The organism is Chloroflexota bacterium, from assembly GCA_020161265.1.
Classification (GTDB): Bacteria; Chloroflexota; Chloroflexia; order Chloroflexales; family Herpetosiphonaceae; genus Herpetosiphon.
This window is the reverse complement of the sequence record JAIUOC010000004.1, coordinates 104017-129355: the sequence shown is the minus strand read 5'-3', so window position 1 is coordinate 129355 and position 25339 is coordinate 104017. Positions and strand designations below refer to the sequence as shown.

The following is a 25339-nucleotide window of genomic DNA, read 5'->3' as shown; positions in this document are numbered from 1 at the left end:
GCGTAGTACTAGTGCTATCCTCGATTAGCTGCGTTATACTATAGCCCATATTATTTAACACTTTTTAGCCTGATTCTTAGAACAATAAAGCCGCTTGGCTAGCTTTGTACAACCTCTTCCAACGGAGGTACTGGCATGCGTCGTGTTTGGTGGGGTGTGGCTGGTTTAGCCCTCATCGGAATGCTCACAGTTTTGATTTGGTGGCTAGCAAAACCGCTTGAAACAACCTTAGAACGTGCCCAACGCACTGGTATGATCCGAATTGGCTATGCCCCCGAAGCGCCCTTCTCGTATCGAGATGCTACTGGCACTGTCGTTGGCGAAGAGGCAGTGGTGATTGCTTGGGTGATGCAGCGCCTAGGAGTTTCTCAGCTTGAATGGGTGCAAACCGAATGGGCCGATTTAATTCCTGGCTTACAGGCTGGGCGTTTTGATCTGATCGCCAGCGGGATGTTTATTACCTGTGAGCGAGCTGAACTCCTTGCGTTTAGCCAACCAACCTTTGCCCTCAGCCCAGCTATGCTCGTCGCGAAAACCAATCCATTGGGCATTCAGAGTTTTGCCGATTTTCAGCGGCCTGATCGGCGTTTGGCGGTGATGCGTGGTGCGCGTGAGGCCGAAATCGCCCAAGCACTGGGGATTGCTTCAGAGCAATTATTATTTGTGCCCGATGTGCAAACTGGCTTGGCAGCCGTGCTGGCAGGCCGCGCCGATGCCTTAGCCTTGACCGATATCAGCATTGATTTGTTGGTATTACAAGCGCCAGATCAGGTTGAACGAGCCATGCCGTTTGTGCCACCAATTATTGATGGAAATTTAAGTATTGGCTATGGCGCTTTTGCGATGCGCCATGAGGATGCACATTTGCGCACAGCAATTGATCAACAGTTGATTGGATTTATTGGCAGTGACGAACATTATGGCTTAATTGCGCCCTTTGGTTTCTCGCGCGAGCAATTGCCCAATCGTTCGACCGCCAGTCTGCTCCAAGGTTGTGAGAATGGCTCATGAAGCGTTTTGCTTGGTTGCGGCGCAAAGAATTACGCCCATTAATCGCTTTATTGAGCGTGGCTTTAGTTTCGATTGCCCTGTTGCAATGGAATTATTACCAAATGCGCTCGATGATTCAATCGCAAATCACGGCGTTTAATGGGATGACTCAAGCCCGTTTGAATATGAAACGTGGCTATTTGATTGTCGAACAAGTCTTGAATGGTAACCAAACTCTCCTGCCCCAAGATGCAATTGCCTATCTTGATCGGGCAATTTTGGCGGTTGATGATTGGCAACAAGGTAAAAATCCCGTTGTAGTCTTTGATCAATTGTTGCCGCCAACTCCACCAACGCAGCAAGCGCTCACTGAATATCGCCAGCATTTGGTCAGCTTTCGAGCTTTGTTATTGCAACATCTCAATCGCCCGCAAGATCAAGCCCAAACCACGATTGATCGTCGAATCGCCTTCTCGGAGTTGGAATCTGAGGCTGAGCAGTTGGAAAATCGTTTGTACCTTGATTTGGAATTATCGATCAAACGACAGGCCGAGCGCTATTCGTTGATGTTAGTTGGTTGGCTGATTTTCTTGGTGATTATTGCTGGAGTTGTTTATCGTTTGTTGGGTTTGCAGCGCTTGGCGGTGGCTCAATTGGCCGCCAGCGAAAAACAATTTCGAGCGCAATATCATGGTATTCCGATTCCAACCTATACGTGGCGTTGCGTTGACGACGATTTTATTCTCGAAGGTTTTAATGATGCAGCGATGATTATTACCCAAGGAGCAATTACCAAATTCGTTAATCAATCAGCTAGAATTGTTTATCGCAGCGAGCCAGAGATTTTACGCCATTTTGAGCGTTGTCAACGCGAGAAAACGACAATTCATCAAGAAACTCGCTATGAATTTAAATTTGTCAATCAAGTTAAAGATTTATATGTAAGCTATGTGTTTATCGAGCCAGATTTGATTATGGTGCATACCGAAGATCGAACTGATCGCAATCAGTTGCAAATGCAATTAATTCGGGCGCAGAAAATGGAAAGTATCGGGCGTTTGGCTGGCGGCGTAGCTCACGATTTCAATAATTTGTTAACTGCAATTAGCGGATATACGACCTTGGCGATTGATAGTGCCCAGCAAGGCTTTTCGGTGGTCGAAGAATTAACTGAAATTCAACATGCCACTGATCGGGCAGCGATGCTCACCAGTCAATTATTAACTTTTGCACGTAAGCAGCAACTCCAACCAAAAATTGTCAATATCAATGATTTAATTATGTCGATGGAGAAATTGATTAAACGAGTTTTACCAGAATCAATTCAATGGCGAACTGTACTTAATACTGAAATTGATTTAATTTTGGTTGATATCGGCCAGATTGAGCAAGTATTATTGAATTTAGTGGTCAATGCGCGTGATGCTATGCCTCAGGGTGGGAATTTGCTGGTTGAAACAAACAATGTTGCAGTTGATGCTAATTATGCGCGAACCCATGTTGATGTGCCAATTGGCAATTATGTTTTATTTGCGGTGAGCGATACTGGCATCGGCATGACCCAAGAAGTCCAAAGTCGAGCGTTTGAGCCATTTTTTACTACCAAAAGCGATCACGAAGGCACTGGTTTGGGCTTAGCTACCTGTTATGGCATTATCAAGCAACATGGCGGCCATATTGGCTTGTATAGCGAAATTAATCATGGCACGACGATTAAAATTTATTTGCCACGTTCAGAGCAAGCTCAACTCGATGATACTCCAAGCCTCATCCAAAACTTACCTCGTGGCACGGAAACGATTTTGGTGAGCGAGGATGAGCCGCAGGTACGGGCAGTATTGGTGCGTATGCTCCAAGGCTTGGGCTATAGCGTGCTCGAAGCGCCGCATGGCTCCGAGGCCTTGGCCTTGCTACAAACTCAAGCGACTGGCACAATTCAGCTCTTAATTACTGATATGGTTATGCCGCAAATGGGTGGTTTTGAGCTGAGCCAACGGGTTGCTGAGCTTGATCCTCAGCTCAAAATTTTGTTTATTTCGGGCTACTCCGAGCATAGTTTGGCGCAACATCAGCAATTAGCCCAACAGCCTTTGTTGCTCAGCAAGCCGTTTTCATTGGCTACTTTGGCGCAAACAGTCCGCAAGGTGCTGGATGATTAGATCCATTTAAGTTGATAAGGCTTAGGGTTCAGTGGATTTTTTACGATAAATAAGATAAAACAAGCATAATGATAGTCTAATTGCTCTTTATAACCTTGAAGTTTTATTCGATCCCTAGCTATGGATTTTTGACTGGGGTTTTGTAATGCTTTAGCTTCAATTGCAAGTAAATTATTATCATTATTACCTCGACGATGAATAATAATATCTGGAAATACAGGCCTTCTTTTTCCTAAATAGTTGTTTAATCTTTTAGTATCTCCCATATTATTATTATATTCAACGTCAACATGCCAACTCCGAAACATAAATTGTAGATAACTAGCAAATTTATGCACGATTGTTCGTTCGTGCAGATTTTCATCAAGTAAATAACGATCGGTATCAATTAGATGTAATAATGCCGAATCAAGCCGATATTCTATAATGCGCTTAGATGGAATATACAGCATAAGCGAATACCTCTCCTAGAATTTGATAGTTGCAATTATACCAAATTTAATTCCAAAAATTGAAATTTAGGGGGTGCAGGGGGATGAAAACACCCTGCGTTTCCCGCCTTGAGGCGGGGCGGAGGGGTGGTGATCACGAATGAATATTAAAAACTACTACTGTAAGCTAGAACGGAAGGAGAGTGATCCTCAATCTACGCACAAAACCCATAAAGACTACAGGAAACAAAAGCAGAATTGGCAATTAACCCAGCCCACGGTATGCTTAGCTCGAAGCAATTTTAGAGGTAGCTGACCAATGAAAAAATACGAACTAGTATTGTTTGATTTTGATGGAACCTTGGCCGATTCAATTCCTTGGTTGGTCAAGGCGATCAATGGCGTGGCCGAGAAATATAAGTTTCGCCAACTCACGCCCAAGGAATTTACCGAGTTGCGCGGCCAAAACCCCCGCGAGGTGATGAAATATATGCAGGTGGCTTGGTGGAAAGTGCCATTAATTGCCCGCCATATGCGCCAACTGGCCGCCCAAAATATTCGTAATATTCAGCTTTTCGATGGCATGGAATTGATTTTAGCTCAGTTGGATGCTGCCGATGTGCGTTTGGGCGTGGTCAGTAGCAATAGCGAAGAGAATGTACGTCATGTGTTGGGCGATGCCTTGGCCAATGTGGTTGAGTTTTATGAATGTAGCGTGCCGATTTTGCGCAAACGTGCCCGCTTCGAGCGAATTGTGCGCAAAGCCAACCTCGAGCGCGAAAAAATTCTCTGTGTTGGCGATGAGATTCGCGATGCTGAGGCGGCCAAGCAAGCTCAATTGGCCTTTGGTGCGGTGGGCTGGGGCATGAGCCGCATTCAAGATTTTGCCCCCTATGCGCCGCGCGAAGTGTTTTTTCAGGTTTCCGATATTGCCACCCGCCTGATCGATTGAATTGCTGATCGAGCAACCAGATTTTTCGGTTTTTTGGGGGTACAATACATGTGGTTCAGTACTGAACGGTATTGATTGTGTGTTTTGGAGGAAGCTCAATGAGCCTCGGTTCTCTAACATTTCGGCTTGGTGGTGATCTCGAAATTCGGCGGTTGGGCTTTGGTGCGATGCGCATCACAGGCGATGGAATTTGGGGCGAGCCAAGCGATCGCGAACAATCTAAGGCGGTATTACGCCGCGCTGCCGAACTCGGCGTTAATTTTATTGATACTGCTGATTCATATGGCCCCGATGTCAGCGAATGTTTGATCGGCGAAGCCTTGCACCCCTATTCAGCTGATATGGTGATTGCAACCAAAGGTGGCTTGCTGCGCGGCGGTCCAAACATTTGGTATTCCAACGGGCGACCTGAGCATCTACGCATTTCGCTGGAAAAAAGCTTGCGCCAATTAAAACTCGAACGAATTGACCTTTATCAATTGCATCGCATTGATGCCCAAGTGCCTTTGGAAGAATCGTTGGGGACGCTGAGCGATTTACGCAACGAAGGCAAAATTCGCCATATTGGCCTGAGCGAAGTTAATAACGAACAATTGGCTCAAGCACAAAAAGTCGTGCCAATCGTTTCGGTGCAAAATCGCTATAGCATTGGCGACCACGAATGGGAAAGCATGGTCGATGCCTGCGAAGCCCAAAATATCGCTTTTATTCCGTGGTTCCCGTTGGCGGCTGGCCGATTAACTGCGCCTGGTGGCACGCTTGATCAAATTGCCAAAAAATACGAAGCTAGCGTTGGCCAAATTGCCTTGGCATGGTTGCTCAAACGCTCGCCAGTGATTTTGCCAATCCCTGGAACATCCAAAGTTAAGCATCTCGAAGAAAATATGGGTGCTGAAAAAATCGCCCTGAGCGACGAGGATTTCCAAACCCTGCGCGAGTTGCAAGCCTAAAGTAGCGATCAGGGGTCAGACTTCAGGGGTCAGGGACGTTATAGAACTAACAACATAGAGCATAGAGCAGAATAATCATGTCAATCTGTGGCTAAAAAATCGCCTTTGTGCTCTTTGTGGATCAAACCTAGACCCTGATAGCTGACCCCTGATCCCTCGTTAAAAACAAAAAGGGTAGCGAGGCTACCCCAATCAACCACCACATATCACTTCCACACACTAAAATTCACACGTCGCACCCCTCGCTGAGTATTGTAGCAACTTCCTACGCAACTGCCTAGCACCCAAGTGTAACAATCAGGTAACAATTGGCTGATAAACGCCTGATGTTGCTCTGAGACTTGTTTTTTTGGCTAAAATAGCGCTATGCAACAGTTTGGAGGTTTGGGCTATGAGTCGCATCCTGATTGTCGATGATGATCCAGCGATTTTGAGTGGGGTCAGCACCTTGTTGGAGCAAGCAGGCTATGAGATTGCTCAGGCGGCTAGTTTGGCTCAAGCTCGCTCGCATTTGCAGGCATTTAATCCCCCAAGCTTGGTGATTCTCGATTTGATGTTGCCTGATGGTGATGGCTTTGAGTTGTGTCGCCAAATTCGCCAAGGCGGCCAATATCTGCCAATTCTGATGCTTTCAGCCCGCGATGAATTACACGATCGGGTTGAAGGCTTGACGGTTGGCGCTGATGATTATCTGACCAAGCCGTTTGCACCTGCCGAATTAGTGGCTCGGGTGCGGGCGATTTTGCGCTTGGCTCAACATCAACGTGAGACGATTGGCTCATTCGAATGCGGCAAATTGCGCTTCGATTGCGAATTGCAACGCGCTTGGTGGGATGAGCAATTACTCGAATTAACCCCTAAAGAAAGCGGAGTTTTGTTACAGTTGATGCGTCAGCCCAGCCATGTTTGGGGGCGTTTGGCCTTGCTCCAAACCGTTTGGGGCACAAATTTCTTGGGCGATTCGCGGATTGTTGATGTGTGTGTGCAACGCTTACGTGCTAAAATCAACCAACTTGATGCGAATGCCGACCCGATTCAGACCGTGCGTGGTTTTGGCTATCGGTTAAAGTGTGAGCCATGATTGTTCTACCGCTCAAATCGTTGCTTTTTGGAAGCTTATTGCTGCTGTGGCTGGTTGCCAGCTTTGCTTGGTGGCTTGGTCAGCGTGGCAAACGCCCAATTATCCAACATAGCGCCGATCCATTATTACGCCAACAAATTGCACAGCATCGCGCCTTTATTGGCACACTTTCGCATGAATTGCGCACACCGTTAACTGCACTTTTAGCGCATACCGCAATTGTGCACAACCAACAAAGCGAGCCAGCCGTGCGCGAACATTCGTTGATCACCTTGGAGCGCGAAGCTCAACGCATGGCTCGTTTGGTGCGCGATTTGTTGGAATTGCACCGTTTGGAATTAAGCGATGAATTGCCCTTGGTTCCGGTGAATGTGGCGTTATTGGCCGAAGAAGCGATTGCCAGTGTGTGGGTGATGGCCGATGAAGCCCAAATTGAACTGCAATTCGAGGCTGACCCAACCCATCAGCGAGTTTTGGCGCATCCTGATCGTTTAAAACAAGTCTGGCTCAATCTGTTGATGAATTGTTTGCGCTATTGTCGTGCTGGCGATCTGGTGATTGTGCGAGTACTGGCGAGTGAGCAAGGTTTACGCTGTAGCATTGAAGATAGCGGGCCTGGGATTGCTGCCGCTGATTTGCCGCATGTGACCGAGCCGCTCTATCGCGGGGTCTTGGATAACGAAGGCAGCGGCTTGGGCTTGAGCCTAGTCAAACAGATTTTGGCGCGGCATCATAGTACCCTCCAGATTGAAAGCAGCACTAGCCCGCCAACTGGCACACATATATGGTGGATCTTGCCCTATGACTAAATTGCGTTGGCTTAGCCTGCTCGTTCTTGGTTCGATCATCTACTGGCTTTTGCCAATCGACGGCAATTTAGTACTTCAGACCAACCAACAAGCTGGTTGGCCCCAAATTTGGTTTGAACGCGATGCCCAAGATCAACAATGGATTTATGTGCGCGATAATCAGCCATGGGTTTATGTCGCTTTGACGCTTGATGGCACGAGCTTACAGCGTGATCAGCAATTTGCGGCTGGTAGTGAGCCATGGACATGGCGCTGGAGCAGCACCAGCGATACTTTAACCCAAGCCGATATTCGCTTTTATCACGATTGCGATCGGGGTTGCCAAGAACGTGGCAGTCTGATGATCGGTCAGCCTGAGCCAACCGCTACTCCGCGCCAAAGTAGCCTGCTTGGGGCAATGTTTGCCAACCCTGAGCGCGATTGGCATGGGCGGGCGGCGTGGTCGGTGGAGTTGGCGTATGCGCTGCGAGCCGATGAGAGCCAATGGAGTGTTGATGCTTTGGCTTCGCGGGTGGCGGCGGCGCATAAGGCTGGCTTGCGAGTGATTATCCGCGTTGCCTATGATCAAGGCCAAAGTTTGCCGCCAAATAATGATGAAACGGCCTTGGCGATCTTTTTACGGTTTTGCCAGCGCTTGGCCCACGATCAACGCTTGCAGGCAGTCTACGGCTATAGCATTGGTAATGGCTACAATAGCCTTAGTGAAAATAGCCTCAGCCAAGAACCGCTAACTCCTGCTTGGGTTGCCCGAATCTTAGTTGGGTATGGCGTTGCAATCGAACGCCACGATAATGTGATTGAGACCATGCGTGGCTTGAATCCTCAATTGCAGCTGTTGGTTGGGCCAGTGCGCCCTTGGAGCAACGAGGCTGATGGTGCTTGGGCCGATCCGCTGAATCAGCCATGGCTTAATTATTTTAATAGTTTGTTGGTCTTGCTTGATCAAACGATTCGGAGCAAGCATCAACAGCAAATTAATGTTGCCCCCGATGGCTTTGCATTGAGTACAGCTGGTTGGCCTGAGCGGAGCGCCGACCCAGCCAAAGAGCCATTGAATGATCTCTATTTGGCGCAATCGGGCAAGGCTCAACGTGGTTTTCGAGTCTATCGCGATTGGCTGACGATTATCAATCGCTACCCCAGCACCGCCAATCGTCCGGTTTATATCACCGCCACCAATACATTTCACCCAGAGCAAGCACGCACGCCGCTGGAAAATTACCCCAAAGGTTGGCTTAGCAATGCCTTGGCTGAAGTCAGCAGCAATCCACAGGTGCAAGCCTTATGTTGGTTTGTTGATCAGCCGTTTGGGCAACAATGGTATGAATGGAGCCTGAGCGAACCTCAGGGCAAGTTGCATGAAGCCGCTCAGGAGTTTGATCAACTGTTGCGCTAGGGTTGTGGCTCGATGCTGATCTGAGTTAGCACCGAGTTGGCGATAAAGCATTGCTCATGGGCTTGATGATGAAATTGCTCAATTTGTTCGTTGCTAGGAGCTGGCTCGAGCCAAGTGATGTTTGGGCGGAGCGTAACTTTGGTCATGGCAATTTTGCCAGTGCTATTTTTGCCCATTTTGCCGCTGGCTTGATCATGATAGTGCTCGACGACAAAGCCAGCCTCGGCCACAATTGATAAAAACCACAGCATATGACAGCTTGATAGCGCTGCTACGAAGGCTTCCTCAGGATCAACCGCGTGCTCGTCGGAGTAGGGCAATGGCACGACATGCGGCGACGACGAGCCTGGTACAATTTGGCCACCATCAAAAATCCAACGATGAGCGCGGCTATACTTGCCATCGCTAAATGATGCCGCCTGGCGCTCCCACTCAATTGTCACACTATAGCTAGCCATGCTCTACTCCTAGTTAAGGATGTAAGGATGAATTATGAGGGATGAAACCGCGAAGATCGCGAATGGGTGAGGGGTCAGGATTCAGGGATTAGGGGTCAGAGTTGAATTAGCTAGCCCAAGCATCAATCCTGACCTCTGATCGCTGACCCCTGAATCCTAAATATTCTCTGCTCCTCTGGGCTAAAGCTTAATCCTTACCCTTCACCCCTGATCCCTGATCCTTCATTCCGATCCCCAGCCCCCAACAACCGATCCCCAATGCCTACAATGTCTCAATCAAGCGTGCTAATAAGGCAGCCCGTGGGGCAAATTGGCTGATCGAGAGCCATTCATCGAAGCTATGCGAATCGCTGCCCCAGCCACCAAGCCCATCGAGGGTGGGCACGCCGATCGCCGAAGTAAAATTACCATCCGAGCCACCGCCAGTGCCACTAGCTTTAATCGGTAAATCCAATTGATTGGCAATTTGCTCGGCAGCAGCATATAATGCCATTGTGGCAGGCGTTTGTTCCATAGCTGGGCGATTCACGCCACCTTCTAAAGTTAATTTTGCCCCAGCCAAATGGGGCACTAATTGATGCAGCGCTTGATCAACGCGCTCAGCTTCGCCAACTTTTAATGCCCGCACGTCAATCGTGCAGTGTGCCTCGGCGGCTACAACATTGGTGGCAGTGCCACCATTAATTTTACCAATATTGATCGTTGTGCCAATTTCAGGCCGTGCCAAAGGCAAAATCTGGCCAATTTGGTAGCTTAATTCGTGAATCGCGCTAATGCCAAGTTCGGGGGCTACCCCCGCATGCGAGGGCTTACCAGTAATCGTTAAATCATACATGCTGACGCTTTTGCGCCAGGTTTTGAGCCAACCACCCTCTTCTGCTGATTCGATAATCAAGGCTGCGCGGCAACCGCGAGCCTGTTCTTCAATATAGCGCCGCGAGGTTGGGCTACCAATCTCTTCATCAGTGGTAATTAAAAATTTCAAGGGGCGGCTCGTCCAGCGGCCAAAGTGGCGTAAGGCTTGCAAGGCTGCGCACGTCAGCAAAATACAGCCCTTCATATCGCTGACTCCAGGCCCACGCACCACATCGCCATCGATGCGGAACGGAAATTGATCAAGCGTGCCTGGCGGATAGACGGTATCAACATGGCCCACAATGAGCAATGATTCGCCCTCGCCTGGCCAACTTGCCAATAAATGGTCTGCTTGGGGCTTGCCATTATATTTGCGGACACTTGCACCAAGCTTGCTCAAACGCTCGCCAACCACGTTGACCATCCAAGAAACCGCCGTAATATCGCGGGTAAACGATTCAATTTCGATCCATTGACGCATTTCATCCAGCAGATCTGGTAGGCAAGCATCAACATAGGTTAAAAGCTGACGAGGCATGGGCTTCCTCCATCACTAAGCAGTCGTAGCTGTATTGTACCGCAGCCAGCGCCTATACCAACTTAATCGTCGCAATTAGGCCTATCTTGCATCAGCGTAGCGAGCGTGCTATGCTGCATTTTGGTCGTTGCTAGGAGGTGGGTATGTCCCAAATGGAGTTCCTACGTCGAGTCCCACTATTTGCTGATCTTTCGCTTGAAGGCTTGCAAATGCTCGATAGTCAGGCCCGAATTCGTGCGTTGCCAGCCGATGCCTGGTTGTTTCACCAGCGTGATCGTGGCGATGCTTGTTATGTGGTGGTCAGTGGAACCTTGCGGCTGGTGCTTGAGCAAGGTAGTTCTGAGGAAACGACCCTTGGGTTATTGGGGGTTGGGGCATTTTTTGGCGAGCTAAGTTTATTAGAGCCTGATGGAACCCGCGCCGCTGGGGCAATTGCGGTGGTGCAAAGTGAGGTTTTAGAGATACCGATTGCCGCCTTTGAAACCTTATTACACACCTACCCCGCTATTGCTTACAATATGTTGCGGCGGGTAGCAGCCCATGTCCGGCGTTCTGATGAACGGCGCTTGGAAGATTTACGCCATAAAAATCGGCTGCTGACTGATGCCTACACCGCGTTGGAGCAAGCTCAAGCCGAAGCCCTGCGCCGTGCTCGCGCTGCCCGTGAATTGGAGTTAGGCCGCGAATTACAGCGCCGACTTGTGCCAACCATCTTTCCTAATCTGCATGGCGTGGTGATCGCTGCTGCTACGTTTCCCGCCTATGAGATGAGCGGCGATTTCTACGAGGTGCGCCAACTGAGCGAGCATATGCTCTCGATTGTGATGGCTGATGTTTGCGATAAAGGTGCTGGAGCTGCTTTGGTTATGGCGATGGCCAAAGGTTTATTGCTGGGGATGGATCAGCGCCATCCGTTGGCCTTGGTCGAACGTTTCAACCAGCTGATTCGGGCAACGAACCTTGATGCTGCGGTAATCACCATGGTCTATTCGCATTTGGATATTGCACGACGGCGCTTTACCTATGTACGGGCTGGCCACGATTGGCCATTGCATTATCGCTCCAAACAAGGCCGCGTGACCATGCTTGAGGGCGGCGGCATGCCAGTTGGCATCACTGAAGAAGCCTTTTTCGAGGAGATGCACACCGATTTGGAGCCAGGTGATGCCTTGGTGTTCTATACTGATGGTTTGTGCGATGCCCGCAACTTTGCTGGCGATACCTATGGCCGTGAACGTTTGATTTCAGCGGTGCAAGCCTATGGCCGTTTGCCTGCCCATGGGTTGGCCGATGCCATCCTTGGTGATGTTCGCGCCTTTCAAAGTGGCACGCCACCAATCGACGATTTAACCTTGCTGGTCGTTAAGTTCAATCCTGAACCGTAGCATCACCAGAAACGAATATCGTTATAATGCAACTATAGTTTTTTTGCCAAGCGATAATGTGAAAACGTTATCATGGCGATGTTGCGGAGATACCATGCGATTTGTAACCCTTAAAACTGCGGTTGGGCCACGTCCAGGCATTGTGCTTGGTGATCGGGTGATGTTGCTCGATGGCTATCAATCGCTCCAAGCCTTAATCGAAGCAGGCGATGCTGGCTTGGACACAATCAAGGCGGCCTTGCCCGACTATCAAAGCCGCGCAGGCATCCAATTAAATATGGATCAACTGTTGGCTCCCTTGCCCCGCCCATTGAAAAATGTGTTTTGTGTGGGCCTCAATTATGCAGCCCATGCCCGTGAATCGTTGCAAGCCAAAGGGCTAGAAGTCAAAATGCCCGAGCATCCGGTATTTTTCACCAAACCACCAACCGCCATCAACAGCCCAACTGGTGAAATAGTGATTGATCCAGCAGTTTCCGAACGGATCGATTGGGAAGTTGAATTGGGCGTGGTGATCGGCAAAGCAGGCAAAAACATCAGCCCGGAACAAGCCATGGAGCATGTTTGGGGTTATACCGTGATTAATGATGTTTCGGCGCGTGATTTACAAATGCGCCACCAGCAATTTTTCAAAGGCAAAGCGCTCGATGGCTCGTGCCCAATGGGGCCGTGGATCATCACCAGCGATGAGTTGACCGACCCGCATAATTTGGTGGTTCGGTTGCGCGTCAACGGCGAGATCAAACAAGAATCCAATACCAACGATCTTATTTTTAATATTCCTACATTAATTCATGTGCTTTCACAGGGCATGACCCTTGAGCCAGGCGATATTATTGCGACTGGCACACCGGCTGGCGTGGGTTTTGCTCGTACTCCTCAAGAATTTTTGCGCCCAGGCGATTTGCTCGAAACCGAAGTTGAGGGCATTGGTATTCTTCGTAACCCTGTCGTAGCAGGCTAATGTTTGTAAAAACAGCATTCTGACAAAACTACATTATTTCCAGAATGCTGTTTTTTATCGCCTAAATCAGATAGTTAATCATTCTATCGCCATAATAAATCCCCATCTAGCTAGCTAATATCAGACATTGCGCCTACTTCATGCCATGCGAAAATATATCGGCTTATCGCGATAAGACAATAGTTAATAAATTTGACAAATCACCTAATTATTTTTATAGTAGACTCATTCACAAAATCCTCTCCAATTCCCCTCAATGTTGTGTGGAACACGCCTCAGGAGGTTACGGCATGGTTCGATCCCGTTGGGTATTTGCCTTACTTGCGATTACCGTTTTATTATCGGTCATTGGGGCTAAGGTGCCGTTCACCGCTGCGCAAAATCAAGCCAGCACATCCGACCGTCCGTTAGCATTGGCGCAAGGCTTGAAGGATTTGAACACAGTAGCCCAGATTGCTGTGCCAGAGCTTGACCTTGCCAAAGAACGCGCTGATGCCGCCAAGCGCCCCAGCGATTCGCCAATGCGTTTTGCCAAAGATTACCAAACCACGCTTGACATCAAGCAAGTGGCTTCAATCGAAATTGTTGGCAATCGTACCGTCGCTCGCTTACGCATCGATGCACCTAAGGCCTTGTCGATCAACTTAGGCTTTACCAGCTACAATTTGCCCAAGAGTGGTCAATTGTTTATCTACAGCCCTGATTATCGCTCAATTCTTGGGCCATACAGCGCTGCTGATAACGAAGATCACGGCCAATTGTGGACACCAATCGTCGCTGGCGATCAAATTATTATCGAATACAGCGCTGATAGTGGCGAGTTTGGCTTAGCCGATCTGACTTTGAGCGCAATCAACCGTGGCTTCAGTGGCTTCGGGGTTCCCCGCGATCTGTTGGTCGATAAATCTGGCTCGTGTAATGTGGACGTGATTTGTCCTGAGGGCGATGACTGGCGCTCAGAAATCAATTCGGTTGCCGCCTATACGCTCGAAGGGATTGATACTTGTACTGGTTCGTTGGTCAACAACACTGCCCAAGATCAAAAGCCCTACTTCCTTACGGCCAACCACTGTGGCATTGATACCGACAATGATGCCTCGATGGTAACCTACTGGAACTACGAATCAACCCTCTGTCGCACGGTTGGTTCAGCTGAAAACGGCACGCCATTGCCCAAGCCTAACACCACCATGACGGGGGCGGTTTTACGGGCCAACTATGCCGCATCAGACTTTGCCTTGGTTGAGCTTGATGATGCAATTCCAACCGAATATGCACCATTCTGGGCTGGTTGGAACGCCCAAAGTGGCGACTTCCCCAGTGTGGTGGCGATTCACCACCCTGGCGTTGAAGAAAAACGCATTAGCTTCGAGAACCAAGCGACCCAAACCACCGACTACCTTGGCACAACCCCTCCCGGCGGCGGCACGCACATTCGCGTTGTCGATTGGGATCTAGGGACAACTGAAGGTGGTTCGTCAGGCTCACCATTGTACGATCCCAGCCATCGGGTGGTTGGTCAGCTCCATGGTGGTTATGCTGCCTGTGGTAACAATGATTCCGACTGGTATGGTCGGGTATCGGTTTCGTGGAACGGCGGCGGCGCAAGCACAAATCGCTTGAAAGATTGGCTTGATCCAACCAACTCAGGTTCATTAGTGCTTGATGGCACTGGTGGAACCCCAGCCTTTACCATGAACGTCAACCCATCGAGCGTGGCAGTTTGTGCGCCTGTTTCAGCCCAAACGACCGTTAACCTCGGTTGGATTCAAGGCTTTAGCGAACCAGTAACCCTCTCAGCAAGCAACTTGCCTGCTGGTGCAACTGCAAGCTTTACGCCAAATCCAGTTATTTCGCCAACCTTAAGCAGCCAACTCACGCTTGGCAACCTCAGCACAGCAATGGCAGGCGATTATAGCGTGGTTATCCGTGGCGATAGCACGACGATCAGCCGCACCGCCGACTTGGATCTCAGCATCTCAGGCGGCGTGCCAAGTGCTGCCCCAAGCTTGACGGCTCCTGCTAACAATGCAACCAATGTTAGCGAAACCCCTGCATTCAGTTGGTCAAGTGCTGCTGGCGCAACCAACTACTTGCTGGAAATTGCTAGCGATGCCGGCTTCAGCAACTTGGTTTATACCGCAACCACCGAATTGACCAGCTTGACCAGCGCTCCATTGAGCACCAATACCAAGCACTACTGGCGCGTTCGCGCTGCCAATGCTTGTGGGGTCAGCGCCTATAGCAGCATCTTCAGTTTCACCACCGAAGCTGCACCAGGCGATTGTCCAATTGGCACCGAAACCGTGGTTGCCTTCAACGAAACCTTTGATAGCGACCCAAGCTGGACTCATGGCGGCACTGGTGATACCTGGGCCTATGGTGCGTTTGGCTATAACGGTGGCAATGGCATCAAGGCTGTTGATCCTGCATCGGTATCCGATCAATGGATTACGACTCCAGCAATTAGTTTGACCGAAGGTTTGACCCCAACGTTGCAATTCTGGAACTCGCAAACCATCGAAGATCGCACTGCTGGTGGCTGTTATGACGGTGCATTGGTAGAAGTTTCAACTGATGGTGGCTCAGCTTGGAACCAAATTCCAAACTCAGCCTTGTTGACTGACCCATATAACGGTGCAATTACCGCTTCAACCAACCCACTCAACGGTAGCCAAGCTTGGTGTGGAGACCCCCAAGATTGGTTGAAGAGCGTGGTTGATTTGAATGCCTACAACGGCCAAAGCGTGATGTTCCGCTTCCGCCTTGCGTCCGACGATTCAGTTGGCCGCCCTGATGGTTGGAAGATCGATAACGTCAGTGTCAAGGCTTGTGTTGCCGAAGCCGAGCCAGAAGGCCCATCGTTGGTCTTCTTGCCAGCAATTACCAAGAACTAAACTGATCAACTAAATTCAAAAAGCCCCGTGCTTGTAATAAGCACGGGGCTTTGTTTTAGGCCTAATCTATTGGTTTTCTAAGGCAATCACTTTATCCAAGCGTCGAGTAAAGCGAGCTTCATTGTGAAAGGTGGCGCTCAAAAATGCTTGGACAATTTCGCCAGCCAAGGCTGGGCCAATCACCCGTCCGCCCAAACATAACACATTCAGATCGTCGTGCTCAACGCCTTGATGCGCCGAGTAGGTGTCGTGGCATAAACAAGCCCGCACGCCTTTAATTTTATTGGCGGCAACAGTCACGCCAACGCCACTGCCGCAAATTGCGATGCCACGTTCGGCTTGGCCACTCACCACAGCATTACCCACAGCCGCAGCAAAATCGGGATAATCGACCGAGGCAGGTGAGTCGGTGCCAAAATCGAGCACCTCGTGGCCTAGCCGTTGCACTTCTTCAATCACTGCTTGCTTCAAAATCAAGCCACCATGATCGGTTCCGACCGCAATTTTCATAATCATTTGCCTTTCCACAGCATAACGCGAAGCACGAGCAACTCGTCCTTCGCGTTATATGGTTGATCGATCAATTAATTATTTGGCCAACAAGGCCTTGGCACGGGCAATCAGGTTTTCGGCGGTAAAGCCAAATTCTTTCATCAAGATATTAATTGGCGCTGAAGCACCGAAGTGATCAATCCCAATAATATCGCCCTCTGTCCCAACATATTTATACCAGGTCACGGGATGCGCAGCTTCGATCGCAATCCGTTTGGTCACAGCCTTGGGCAGCACGCTCTCGCGATATTCCGCAGACTGAGCATCAAACAGCAAGGTTGATGGCATACTGACCACCCGTACCTTGACTCCTTCGCCACTCAATTGCTCGTAGGCTGCGACGGCATGTTGCAATTCCGAGCCAGTTGCAATGATGATCAACTCTGGTTGACCAGCGCTATCAGCCAAGACATAGCCACCTTGAGCCACACCCTCTGCCGAGGCATAGCGGGTGCGATCAAGGGTTGGCAAGTTTTGGCGGGTCAAGGCCAGCAACGTTGGGCCTTTGTGACTTACTGCCACGCGCCAAGCTTGGCTGGTTTCGTTGGCATCACCAGGCCGCATCACATTCAAATTGGGGATAATTCGCAACGATGGAATGTGTTCGATTGGCTGGTGGGTTGGGCCGTCTTCGCCAACCCCAATGCTATCGTGAGTAAAAACTTGAATCGTCCGAATGCCCATCAAGGCTGCCAAGCGAATCGAGGCGCGGCAATAATCGCTGAAAACCAAGAAGGTTGCGCCGTAAGGAATTGTGCCGCCATGTAAGGCCATACCGTTGACGGCGGCAACCATGGCATGCTCACGAATCCCCCAGTGCATATTGCGGCCTTGCGGCGTATCGGCTTGGAACGATTGAGCATGCTCGATCAAGGTAAAGGTCGATTCGGCCAAATCGGCTGAGCCGCCAATCAAGGCTGGAATTTGCTCGGCCAAGGCGTTCAAGGCGGTTTCAGATGATTTGCGGGTTGCCACGCCTTTGGCATCAGCTGGCCAAACCGGTAAGGTGCTATCCCAACCTGCTGGCAATTCGCCCGACATGCGTTGCTTGAAATCAGCAGCTTTTTCAGGATGGGCCGCCGTGTAGCGTTCGAGCAATTCGTTCCAGGCTTGCTCAGCAGCCGCACCGTGATCCAAGGCTTGGCGGAAGTGGGCCAAGACTTCTTCAGGAATGTAGAAGGTTGGTTCGAGTGGCCAACCAAGCGCTTCCTTGGTCAATTTAACTTCATCGGGGCCGAGTGGCGAGCCGTGGGCCTTGGCCGTGCCAGCCCGATTGGGCGAGCCAAAGCCAATCACGGTGTGAGCCACAATCAACGATGGCTGATCGGTTACCGCTTTGGCAGCATGCAAGGCCGCATCAACTTGCTCAGGATCAAGCCCGTCGATCTCTTGGACATGCCAGCCATAAGCACGGAAACGCGCTGGCACATCTTCGGTGAAGGCAATTGAGGTATCGCCTTCAATCGAAATTTCGTTATCATCATACAGATAGATAAGTTCGCCTAATTTGAGGTGACCTGCCAACGAAGCAGCTTCGGCGCTAATCCCCTCTTCCAAATCGCCATCGGAGACAATCGCATAAATATGATGCTTGACGATTTCGAGTTCAGGCTGATTGAACGTGCCTGCTAAATGGCGGGCGGCAATCGCCATACCCACGCCCGTGGCAAACCCTTGACCAAGTGGCCCAGTTGTGGTTTCGATGCCTGCGGCATAGCCATATTCTGGGTGGCCAGCCGTTTTGCTATGCCATTGGCGAAAATTCTTCAAATCATCGAGTGAAAGATCATAGCCCGTGAGATGCAACAAACTATACAACAGCATTGAGCCATGACCTGCCGACAGCACAAAGCGGTCGCGATCAGCCCAATCTGGATTAGCCGGATTATGTTTAAGGTGACGCGTCCAGAGCACATAAGCCATGGCCGCTGCCCCCATTGGTAAACCTGGGTGGCCCGAATTAGCCGCTTGCACACCATCAACCGACAACATGCGGATTGTATTGATGGCCCGTTCATCGAGTGTATGTGCTTGAGTCACAAATCCTCCTGCGGTGGTGTATCAGTTCCAACTGTCAATTATAGCAGAGGCCGATCCATTGTCATTCTATGGTACACTCCACATTAAGGGATCGTCCGTAAAGATTTAGCATGGTTAAAATATCAGGATCACACCAGTATGCTGACAAAACTTATCATTCATAACTTCAAACGGTTTGATCATGTTGAAATAGATTTAGGAAATCCAGTTATTTTTATTGGCCCGAACAATTCTGGTAAAACAACTGCCTTACAAGCATTGGCGTTATGGGATATGGGGCTACGTCGTTGGCGCGAAAAACGACTGGGTAAAACCGCACCTGAACAACGGTCTGGTGTCACCATCAATCGGCGGGATTTTGTGTCACTGCCAGTCCCTGATGCAAATTTATTATGGCGTGATTTACGGGTGCGCAAACAAAAAGCAAATTCACAGAATGGTACTGAGAATATTCGAATCGATATTATCGTTGAAGGCATAACCAATGGTGAGGCTTGGCAATGTGGCTTTGAATTTGATTATGCAAATGAAGAATCATTTTATTGCCGACCGCTACGAATTACAAATGATCTGAATCAGCGGATGCCTGTGCCAGAAGCTGCATATACAACCAAGGTTGCCTTTCTGCCGCCAATGTCTGGTTTAGCTGCCAATGAATTACGTTTAGATGTTGGTGCAATTAATGTGCGTATTGGCGAAGGACGCACTGCTGAAGTATTACGAAATCTTTGTTATAGCGTTTATCAACAACATCCTGAACAATGGCAGAGCTTAATTCAGCATATCCATATATTATTTGGAGTAACCCTTAATCCACCAGTCTATATCAGTGAACGTGGTGAGATTGTGATGGATTATAAAACAAATTCCGGGCGTAATTTAGATCTATCGACGAGTGGTCGCGGCCTGCAACAGATGTTGCTTTTATTGACCTATTTAATGACAAATCCTAAAACCGTATTGCTTTTAGATGAACCAGATGCTCATTTAGAAATCTTACGCCAACGCCAGCTGTATAATGTTTTAAATGATCTGGCTAGAATCAATCAATGTCAGATTGTGGCGGCTAGTCATTCAGAGATTATCTTGAATGAAGCAGCAGATCGTGATGTTGTCGTGGCATTTGTTGGTAAACCTCATCGGATTGATGACCGCAGTTCAACATTACAGCAGGTTGCAAAATCGTTGAAGGAGCTTGGTTTTGACCAATATTATCAGGCTGAACAAAAAGGTTGGGTTTTATATATTGAAGGCTCAACTGATTTAGAAATTCTACGTTCTTTGGCTCAGCGATTAAACCATCCAGCGAAGCATTATTTGGAACAGCCATTTGTCCATTTTATTAATGCCAATCAGCCTCAAAAAGCGCGTGATCATTTCTATGGTTTGCGCGAGGCTAAAGCCAATTTAGTCGGTATTTGTATTCTTGATCGAGTTGATAAGGTTTTCAATAGTCGTGAAGCGCTGCATTTTACCACATGGTCAAAGCGTGAAATTGAAAATTATATTTGCTACCCTGAATCAATCCAGGGATATATTCGTGATTTTTTCAAAGAGGAATCGCCTGGACAGCTTGAGAATATCATAGAAAAGCTTGACAGTATTATTCAAGAATTAGAAAAAGCTTTTAAACTCCTTAATGGTATATCCCCATGGGATGATAGTGTAAAAGTCTCTGATCAATTTCTTAATCGGGTTTTTGAACACTTTTTTAGTTCAATTAACATAAGTAATCTGTTACGCAAAACAGATTTTCATCGGCTTGTACCATTTGTTCCATTCGATAAAATTGACCCTGAAATAACTCAAAAACTCAACTTGCTCGTTGAGGTGGCCCAACGAGCAGTGATTGATGAAACGGAATAGCCATGAATCTTAATCAACAACTGACTGAATTACAGACAGAACTCCAACGCTATCACCGCCAGCGCCTGCTGATTCGCGCCGCATGGATGGCGCTTGGTGTGCTGTGCCTTGGCTTAATTGGCCGAAACTGGCTAGCTTGGCCGCTTTCATGGCCAATTCTAAGTTTAATCGTGATTCTCGTTGCAGCCTTAGGCGTAGTTTATGCTTGGAAGTCGATTCTCTCACCCACTCAATTGGCGCAATTACTTGATCAACAATATCAATTAAATGCCCAACTAAGCACTGCCAGCGAGTTTCAACGCCAACGCGATGGCTTTCATCTGGTCAATCTTGAACGGGCTAATCGTCGGTTGCCCAGTGTCGCCCGTGATGCAACCAGCCGCGTGCTTGCCCCAATTGCGCTTGAATGGCAAAGTTTGGGCTTAGCCGCACTGTTGGCAACTGGCCTGTTTGTGCTTGGTCAAATCAACGCAGGCTTGCCTGATGCCACCGCCGAGCCATTGAGCGAATTGGCAAGTTTAGCGACCACCGAGCCACCCCAGCAACCTGCCACCGAACAAGATCCAGCCGCCGATCCCAATCAGCCAGTCGGCAGCCAACCTGATCAACAGCCCGAGCTTAGCCCCGAAGGCCAAGAAATAGCCGATGCTTTAGCCGATGGTTTGAGCGATAATGGTGCAACCCGCGCTGCCGCCGATGCGCTACGCCGTGGCGATGTGCAACAAGCCAGCGAGGAACTGGCCAAACTGGCCGATCAAGCCGATCAGCTATCGCCGCAAACCCGCAACGAAATTGCCGATGGGCTTGAACAAGCCGCCGAGCAGTTGCAAGATCAGCCTGAGGTAGCCGAGCGTTTGCGCAACAATGCCGACCAATTGCGCGGTAATCCCCAAAATGCTGCCGATGCACTCGAAGATTTGGCCCAACTAACCGATCAACTTGACAATGCTCAAGCCGATTTTGGTAATGGCGACCAGCAACAAGGCCAAACCAGCAACGATCCTCAAGCAGGCAGTGATCAGCAACAAGGCCAGACTGGCCAAACTGAAAATGGCCAGCCCAATAATAATGGTGCTGGCAATAATCCGGGCACTGGCAGCCGTTCATCGCCCGCCCCCTCCGATGCGCTTGGCCCTGATCTCGATTTGCCTGAAGCCCCAGCAGTTGGCGAAACCACCGCTGGTACTGGCGGCGATACCTCAATCACTCTACCAGGTGGTGAAGGCACTGGCGGCGGCAACACTGGCAGTAGTGGTGGCAGCGTTCCCATCGATATCAGCGATCCATCCAATATTCCAGCGGAGCTACGCGATGCGATTCAAGACTACTTCGGGCGCTAGCGGCGATCTGTTCAACCCAGAATTTTTAGCGCGGATCGAGCGTTTGGCCTTGCGTTCGCGCCGTAACTTGCGCGGTGGGCTGAGCGGCGAACATGCCTCACGCCGCCGCTTGCCAGCGCCAACATTTAGTGATCATCGCGCCTACAGCCCAGGCGACGATCTGCGCCACGTCGATTGGTTTGCCTATGCCCGTCACGAAGATTTGCATCTCAAACTGGGCGAAACTGAGCAAGATATCAATGTAACGATTGCCTTGGATTGCTCGGCCTCATTGGATTGGGGCCATGGTGAGTTGCATAAAGGCCGTTATGCCTTGCGCTTAGCGGCGATGCTGGGCTACCTCGGCCTAACATCAAACGATCAAACCACAATCTGGCCCTTCACCAGCAAGTTAATCAAGCCATTTGGGCCGATGGTTAGTCGGGCGCGTGGCCCCGATATGCTGCGTTATTTGAGCAATTTGAATTGGGCTGAACAAACCTCATTCACGCCAATTACGCAAGCAGTTCGACGCAGTGCTGGCGGCATGCTTTTAATTATTTCCGATTTATGGACGAGTGATTTAGAGCCATTATTGCGGGTTGCGGCCCCACCAGTTTGGCAAGTTGTCGTCTTGCATCTGCTTCACCCCGAAGAAATCAAGCCAACCTTAACTGGCCCAGTCGAATTCGAGGATAGCGAAACTGGCCAAGTGCTGGCGCTTGAACTTGATCAACAAACCCACAAAGCCTATCGCGAAAAATTAGTTCGTTGGGTACGCATGCACGAACAAGTATGTCAGCGCTATGGCGCAACCTATGCTGGCATCCGCACTGATCGCCCACTCGAACAAAGTATCTTGCCCTTCTTGCGTCGGCGCGGCATTATTGGACTATAAAGGCAGAAGGCAAAATAGCGATCAAGGGAAGATTTAACGCAGAGGCGCAGAGGAGAGGATTGCTCTAGGCTTTGGCCGATAGGCTATCAGAAGATTGGTATGGATTATGAATCTCGATAGCCAAAAGCCCATAGCCTCATCTTGATAGTCTTCGCGCCCTTCGTGGTTTCAACGCTTCGTGTGTTTCGTGAATTAAAATTGATAATCTAGCCATGATCGGCTATTGCAGATTGCGCTCGAAAAAACTACCATCGATCTATAGCATATTGGCTGTTACTGATTCAGCCGAGGCTATTGTTTAGGAGGATGGTATGAATTGGATCGAACGCTCAGGCGCTATCCTTTTGATAGGGCTGATCGGACTGTTCGTCGTCGGTATGGTTGTTGATCCGGGTAGTGCGAATTCAGCCACATCAACCAAACTTGTACAAGCCCGTGGCGAGCCAACCGCAACTCCACCGCCAGAACCAGTTTTGCAATCACCAGCAGATAGCGCCGTCTTGGCTCAACCCATTGCCCCGAATAAATGGGTGTTTAATTGGCAAGGCCCACGTTGTGGTCACAAAATCTACCTCAATGGCCCAGGCGATCGCGACTATATCTTCAATGGCACTATGGGTTCAGGCCCACCACCATCATCATTTACCTATAGCTACACCCAAACTCAAGCTCTACCAGCCGATGCATTAGAAGCATGGAATTGGCATGTTGAATATGATTGTGGTTCGTTCCAAGGCCAAAGTGCTACGCGCACATTCAAAGTCGTGCCTGCCAATTTCGTTTATTTACCATACACGACGCATTAGGCAAGCCAAAGCAAAGCATGAAGGATGAACATGAGGGATGAAGGCTAAATCAAAAGGCAGAAGGCAAAAATCAAAAGGGGCTAGATGTTAACGCAGCGATGTAGAAAAAGGATGAGGGATGAAGGATGCGGGATGAATCTAATTCGTGCAATTCGTGGAATTCGTGGCTAAAACCTTAACTTTGTGATCTTCGTGCCCTTCGTGGTTTCAATTCTTCGTGCGTTTCGTGTCTTGAGCACTCCAAAGCTTGATTAGCTGTTGACGATAGCGTTTGAGCAAGGTTTGCAAGAATTTAGGTGCAACCCGTTGCCAGCGAAATAGCCAGCGATCACTAGCACTCAGTACAATTTCGGTTTCACCTGCCAAATAGCGCTGGATAATTTGCTCGCCAACTTTATTGGCTTCAGCGAGTGGGAAGCGTTGGACAGTTTGTTGCGCCATAGCCGCGGTCATGGCGGTTTTGGTGGCTGGGGGGTAGGCCCGCACAATCTTGATCGTGGCTTCGGCTGCCAGTGCCAAACCCCAAGCCTCAAGCGCAGCTTTGCTCAGGCTATACAAGCTGGCCCCAGGCATGGCCACGCGGCTAACCGTGCTGCCGATAATCAGTACCGTTTTTGGCAGTAGTTGGCGGGTTAGCCAAATTGGGTGCAGCAAATTGGCATTGAGGGTTGCAAGGATTGCTGATTCTGGCAGTTGATCAAACGCACCGCCCGCCAGTAGTGCCGCATTGTGAATCAAGAGATCGAGCTGAACATAACGTTGGGTGATTTGAGTGGCGAGGGCGGCAACCGCTTGACGATCGCTCAAATCACAGACGATCGGCCACGCTTGCCCACCTGCTTGGGTGATCAAGCTGGCCGTTTGCAGCAGCGGTTCGCGGCGGCGTCCAACCAAAATAATTGTTGCGCCACGTTTGGCCAAAGCCAAAGCCATGGCTTGACCAATCCCCGTGCCAGCCCCAGTAATCAACCCAACCATCGCGATTTCCTAGTAAATCAAAGCCACAGCACCCAAGGTAATTCCAGCGCCAGAGCCAAGCAGCACCAAGCGGTTGCCGCGCTGAATTCGGCCAGCCGCAACTGCTTCGGCCAAGGCTAAGGGCACGGATACCGAAACGCAATTGCCCCGGGTAGCGAGATTGCTAATCACTTGATCAGACCGAAAACCCAAACGTGCTTGCACTTGCTCGATCGCATGGCGGTTGGCTTGATGGGGAATAACTGCATCAATTTCACTATTTTGCCAACCCAGCTCGGCCAAAAAATGCTCAACAAACTGCTGCATTTCGCGCAAAACAAAGCGAAACGCCAACGGCCCTTGCATCATAAACCAATTCATGTCGGGCGTGGTATCGGCAGCGTTGGGATGCTGAGCCGTGCCGCCGCCGCGCACCTGAATCAAATCGCTGCCATTGCTCCAGGTGGCAAATTGGCTATGTTGCAGGCTGCTGCTGCCATCGCCGCGTTCCAACACCACTGCCGCCGCTGCATCGCCAAACAGCGCTGTCGATTCCCATTCATGCGGATTGAGCGAAACGGAAGCGCGTTCGCTGCTGACTAACAGCACGCGTTGATAGACCCCACTATTAATTAATGGTGCTAACAATTGCAATGCCAGCATAAAACTCATACAGGTTGCATTCAAATCGAAGCAGGCACTACGGCCAACTGGTGCTTGCAAGGCGTTTTGCAATAAGGCCGCTGTGCATGGGATGGCTTGGTGCATGCCAGCCGAAGCCACCACAATTAAATCGATGCTATCAAGCGCATAATTGGCGTTGGCTAGCGCTTGCTGGGCGGCTTGGGTGGCCATGGTCAAGGCAGTTTCAGCTCCAGCGTAACGGCGCTCACGAATGCCCGTGATTCGCTCAATTAAGCCTGGATCAACGCCAAAGCGCTCGGCTAGCTCGCTGGTGGTAACAATGGTGGCTGGTAAGTACGCGCCGATTCCGGCGATGCGCAGAGGAAACTGCATAACACTACCTCGTGTAATT

General features: G+C 49.7%; 21 protein-coding genes. 14 read left to right on the top strand and 7 right to left on the bottom strand.

The genetic code is table 11. The features are described 5' to 3' along the window. The first annotated feature begins 135 nt into the window (after positions 1-135). Both ehuB and LCH85_10435 read left to right on the top strand, forming a co-directional pair. Positions 136-1011, top strand: a complete 876-nt coding sequence (ehuB, locus tag LCH85_10440; GenBank protein ID MCA0352403.1) for an ectoine/hydroxyectoine ABC transporter substrate-binding protein EhuB — start codon at positions 136-138, stop codon at positions 1009-1011. Next, positions 1008-3149: a response regulator gene (locus LCH85_10435; GenBank protein ID MCA0352402.1), complete on the top strand. Its 2142-nt coding sequence runs from the start codon at positions 1008-1010 to the stop codon at positions 3147-3149. Before ehuB ends, LCH85_10435 begins: the two co-directional genes overlap by 4 nt. Here LCH85_10435 and LCH85_10430 read toward each other — a convergent pair. Continuing rightward, positions 3146-3601 (bottom strand): hypothetical protein, encoded by a 456-nt coding sequence (locus LCH85_10430; GenBank protein MCA0352401.1) that lies wholly within the window; start codon positions 3599-3601, stop codon positions 3146-3148. The genes LCH85_10435 and LCH85_10430 overlap by 4 nt on opposite strands. A 298-nt stretch (positions 3602-3899) precedes the next feature. Here LCH85_10430 and LCH85_10425 point away from each other — a divergent pair, with 298 nt between their 5' ends. From LCH85_10425 to LCH85_10405, 5 genes are all read left to right on the top strand, one after another. After that, complete coding sequence (locus tag LCH85_10425; GenBank protein ID MCA0352400.1) at positions 3900-4532, top strand: HAD-IA family hydrolase; 633 nt, start codon at positions 3900-3902, stop codon at positions 4530-4532. 98 nt (positions 4533-4630) lie between these two features. Continuing rightward, on the top strand, positions 4631-5482 hold the full coding sequence (locus LCH85_10420) for an aldo/keto reductase (GenBank protein ID MCA0352399.1): 852 nt from the start codon (positions 4631-4633) through the stop codon (positions 5480-5482). A gap of 391 nt (positions 5483-5873) precedes the next feature. Further along, positions 5874-6563, top strand: a complete 690-nt coding sequence (locus tag LCH85_10415; protein ID MCA0352398.1) for a response regulator transcription factor — start codon at positions 5874-5876, stop codon at positions 6561-6563. After that, positions 6560-7372 carry a HAMP domain-containing histidine kinase gene (locus tag LCH85_10410; protein MCA0352397.1) on the top strand — a complete coding sequence of 271 codons (813 nt, stop codon included), beginning with the start codon at positions 6560-6562 and terminating at the stop codon, positions 7370-7372. Before LCH85_10415 ends, LCH85_10410 begins: the two co-directional genes overlap by 4 nt. Continuing rightward, positions 7365-8768 (top strand): hypothetical protein, encoded by a 1404-nt coding sequence (locus LCH85_10405; protein MCA0352396.1) that lies wholly within the window; start codon positions 7365-7367, stop codon positions 8766-8768. Before LCH85_10410 ends, LCH85_10405 begins: the two co-directional genes overlap by 8 nt. On the opposite strand, the gene LCH85_10400 is transcribed toward LCH85_10405, so the two are convergent. Together LCH85_10400 and LCH85_10395 are read right to left on the bottom strand one after the other, a co-directional pair. Then, on the bottom strand, positions 8765-9226 hold the full coding sequence (locus tag LCH85_10400) for an OsmC family protein (protein MCA0352395.1): 462 nt from the start codon (positions 9224-9226) through the stop codon (positions 8765-8767). The two genes, LCH85_10405 and LCH85_10400, sit on opposite strands and share 4 nt — an antisense overlap. Positions 9227-9488: 262 nt before the next feature. After that, positions 9489-10619: a M20 family metallopeptidase gene (locus tag LCH85_10395; protein MCA0352394.1), complete on the bottom strand. Its 1131-nt coding sequence runs from the start codon at positions 10617-10619 to the stop codon at positions 9489-9491. A gap of 143 nt (positions 10620-10762) precedes the next feature. Here LCH85_10395 and LCH85_10390 point away from each other — a divergent pair, with 143 nt between their 5' ends. From LCH85_10390 to LCH85_10380, 3 genes are all read left to right on the top strand, one after another. Beyond that, positions 10763-12004: a SpoIIE family protein phosphatase gene (locus tag LCH85_10390; protein ID MCA0352393.1), complete on the top strand. Its 1242-nt coding sequence runs from the start codon at positions 10763-10765 to the stop codon at positions 12002-12004. A gap of 94 nt (positions 12005-12098) precedes the next feature. Beyond that, positions 12099-12968, top strand: coding sequence for a fumarylacetoacetate hydrolase family protein (locus LCH85_10385; protein ID MCA0352392.1), 870 nt, complete (start codon positions 12099-12101; stop codon positions 12966-12968). A 290-nt stretch (positions 12969-13258) separates the two neighbouring features. Continuing rightward, the gene (locus LCH85_10380) at positions 13259-15865 is read left to right on the top strand and encodes a choice-of-anchor J domain-containing protein (protein ID MCA0352391.1); all 2607 of its coding nucleotides are present in this window, start codon (positions 13259-13261) and stop codon (positions 15863-15865) included. 66 nt (positions 15866-15931) lie between these two features. Here LCH85_10380 and rpiB read toward each other — a convergent pair whose 3' ends face one another. Together rpiB and tkt are read right to left on the bottom strand one after the other, a co-directional pair. Then, on the bottom strand, positions 15932-16375 hold the full coding sequence (rpiB, locus tag LCH85_10375; GenBank protein MCA0352390.1) for a ribose 5-phosphate isomerase B: 444 nt from the start codon (positions 16373-16375) through the stop codon (positions 15932-15934). Positions 16376-16453: 78 nt separating this feature from the next. Then, the gene (tkt, locus tag LCH85_10370) at positions 16454-18457 is read right to left on the bottom strand and encodes a transketolase (GenBank protein MCA0352389.1); all 2004 of its coding nucleotides are present in this window, start codon (positions 18455-18457) and stop codon (positions 16454-16456) included. A 138-nt stretch (positions 18458-18595) separates the two neighbouring features. Here tkt and LCH85_10365 point away from each other — a divergent pair, with 138 nt between their 5' ends. From LCH85_10365 to LCH85_10350, 4 genes are all read left to right on the top strand, one after another. Then, positions 18596-20323, top strand: coding sequence for an AAA family ATPase (locus tag LCH85_10365; protein ID MCA0352388.1), 1728 nt, complete (start codon positions 18596-18598; stop codon positions 20321-20323). A gap of 2 nt (positions 20324-20325) precedes the next feature. Next, entirely contained in the window at positions 20326-21663 is a 1338-nt protein-coding gene (locus tag LCH85_10360; GenBank protein ID MCA0352387.1) for a hypothetical protein, read from the top strand. Then, positions 21635-22540 (top strand): DUF58 domain-containing protein, encoded by a 906-nt coding sequence (locus LCH85_10355; protein MCA0352386.1) that lies wholly within the window; start codon positions 21635-21637, stop codon positions 22538-22540. Before LCH85_10360 ends, LCH85_10355 begins: the two co-directional genes overlap by 29 nt. A 311-nt stretch (positions 22541-22851) precedes the next feature. After that, positions 22852-23346 (top strand): hypothetical protein, encoded by a 495-nt coding sequence (locus tag LCH85_10350; GenBank protein ID MCA0352385.1) that lies wholly within the window; start codon positions 22852-22854, stop codon positions 23344-23346. Between the two features lie 207 nt (positions 23347-23553). Here the strand turns inward: LCH85_10350 and LCH85_10345 are convergent, their stop codons facing one another. Together LCH85_10345 and LCH85_10340 are read right to left on the bottom strand one after the other, a co-directional pair. Further along, positions 23554-24324, bottom strand: coding sequence for an SDR family oxidoreductase (locus LCH85_10345; protein ID MCA0352384.1), 771 nt, complete (start codon positions 24322-24324; stop codon positions 23554-23556). A gap of 9 nt (positions 24325-24333) precedes the next feature. Next, complete coding sequence (locus LCH85_10340; protein MCA0352383.1) at positions 24334-25320, bottom strand: ketoacyl-ACP synthase III; 987 nt, start codon at positions 25318-25320, stop codon at positions 24334-24336. Between the last annotated feature and the right edge of the window lie 19 nt (positions 25321-25339).

Excerpts from the sequence above, each read along its gene's own strand:
- ehuB (MCA0352403.1), top strand. The coding sequence starts at position 136 with ATGCGTCGTGTTTGGTGGGGTGTGGCTGGTTTAGCCCTCATCGGAATG.
- LCH85_10435 (MCA0352402.1), top strand. The coding sequence starts at position 1,008 with ATGAAGCGTTTTGCTTGGTTGCGGCGCAAAGAATTACGCCCATTAATC.
- LCH85_10430 (MCA0352401.1), bottom strand. The coding sequence starts at position 3,601 with ATGCTGTATATTCCATCTAAGCGCATTATAGAATATCGGCTTGATTCG.
- LCH85_10425 (MCA0352400.1), top strand. The coding sequence starts at position 3,900 with ATGAAAAAATACGAACTAGTATTGTTTGATTTTGATGGAACCTTGGCC.
- LCH85_10420 (MCA0352399.1), top strand. The coding sequence starts at position 4,631 with ATGAGCCTCGGTTCTCTAACATTTCGGCTTGGTGGTGATCTCGAAATT.
- LCH85_10415 (MCA0352398.1), top strand. The coding sequence starts at position 5,874 with ATGAGTCGCATCCTGATTGTCGATGATGATCCAGCGATTTTGAGTGGG.
- LCH85_10410 (MCA0352397.1), top strand. The coding sequence starts at position 6,560 with ATGATTGTTCTACCGCTCAAATCGTTGCTTTTTGGAAGCTTATTGCTG.
- LCH85_10405 (MCA0352396.1), top strand. The coding sequence starts at position 7,365 with ATGACTAAATTGCGTTGGCTTAGCCTGCTCGTTCTTGGTTCGATCATC.
- LCH85_10400 (MCA0352395.1), bottom strand. The coding sequence starts at position 9,226 with ATGGCTAGCTATAGTGTGACAATTGAGTGGGAGCGCCAGGCGGCATCA.
- LCH85_10395 (MCA0352394.1), bottom strand. The coding sequence starts at position 10,619 with ATGCCTCGTCAGCTTTTAACCTATGTTGATGCTTGCCTACCAGATCTG.
- LCH85_10390 (MCA0352393.1), top strand. The coding sequence starts at position 10,763 with ATGTCCCAAATGGAGTTCCTACGTCGAGTCCCACTATTTGCTGATCTT.
- LCH85_10385 (MCA0352392.1), top strand. The coding sequence starts at position 12,099 with ATGCGATTTGTAACCCTTAAAACTGCGGTTGGGCCACGTCCAGGCATT.
- LCH85_10380 (MCA0352391.1), top strand. The coding sequence starts at position 13,259 with ATGGTTCGATCCCGTTGGGTATTTGCCTTACTTGCGATTACCGTTTTA.
- rpiB (MCA0352390.1), bottom strand. The coding sequence starts at position 16,375 with ATGAAAATTGCGGTCGGAACCGATCATGGTGGCTTGATTTTGAAGCAA.
- LCH85_10365 (MCA0352388.1), top strand. The coding sequence starts at position 18,596 with ATGCTGACAAAACTTATCATTCATAACTTCAAACGGTTTGATCATGTT.
- LCH85_10360 (MCA0352387.1), top strand. The coding sequence starts at position 20,326 with ATGAATCTTAATCAACAACTGACTGAATTACAGACAGAACTCCAACGC.
- LCH85_10355 (MCA0352386.1), top strand. The coding sequence starts at position 21,635 with ATGCGATTCAAGACTACTTCGGGCGCTAGCGGCGATCTGTTCAACCCA.
- LCH85_10350 (MCA0352385.1), top strand. The coding sequence starts at position 22,852 with ATGAATTGGATCGAACGCTCAGGCGCTATCCTTTTGATAGGGCTGATC.
- LCH85_10345 (MCA0352384.1), bottom strand. The coding sequence starts at position 24,324 with ATGGTTGGGTTGATTACTGGGGCTGGCACGGGGATTGGTCAAGCCATG.
- LCH85_10340 (MCA0352383.1), bottom strand. The coding sequence starts at position 25,320 with ATGCAGTTTCCTCTGCGCATCGCCGGAATCGGCGCGTACTTACCAGCC.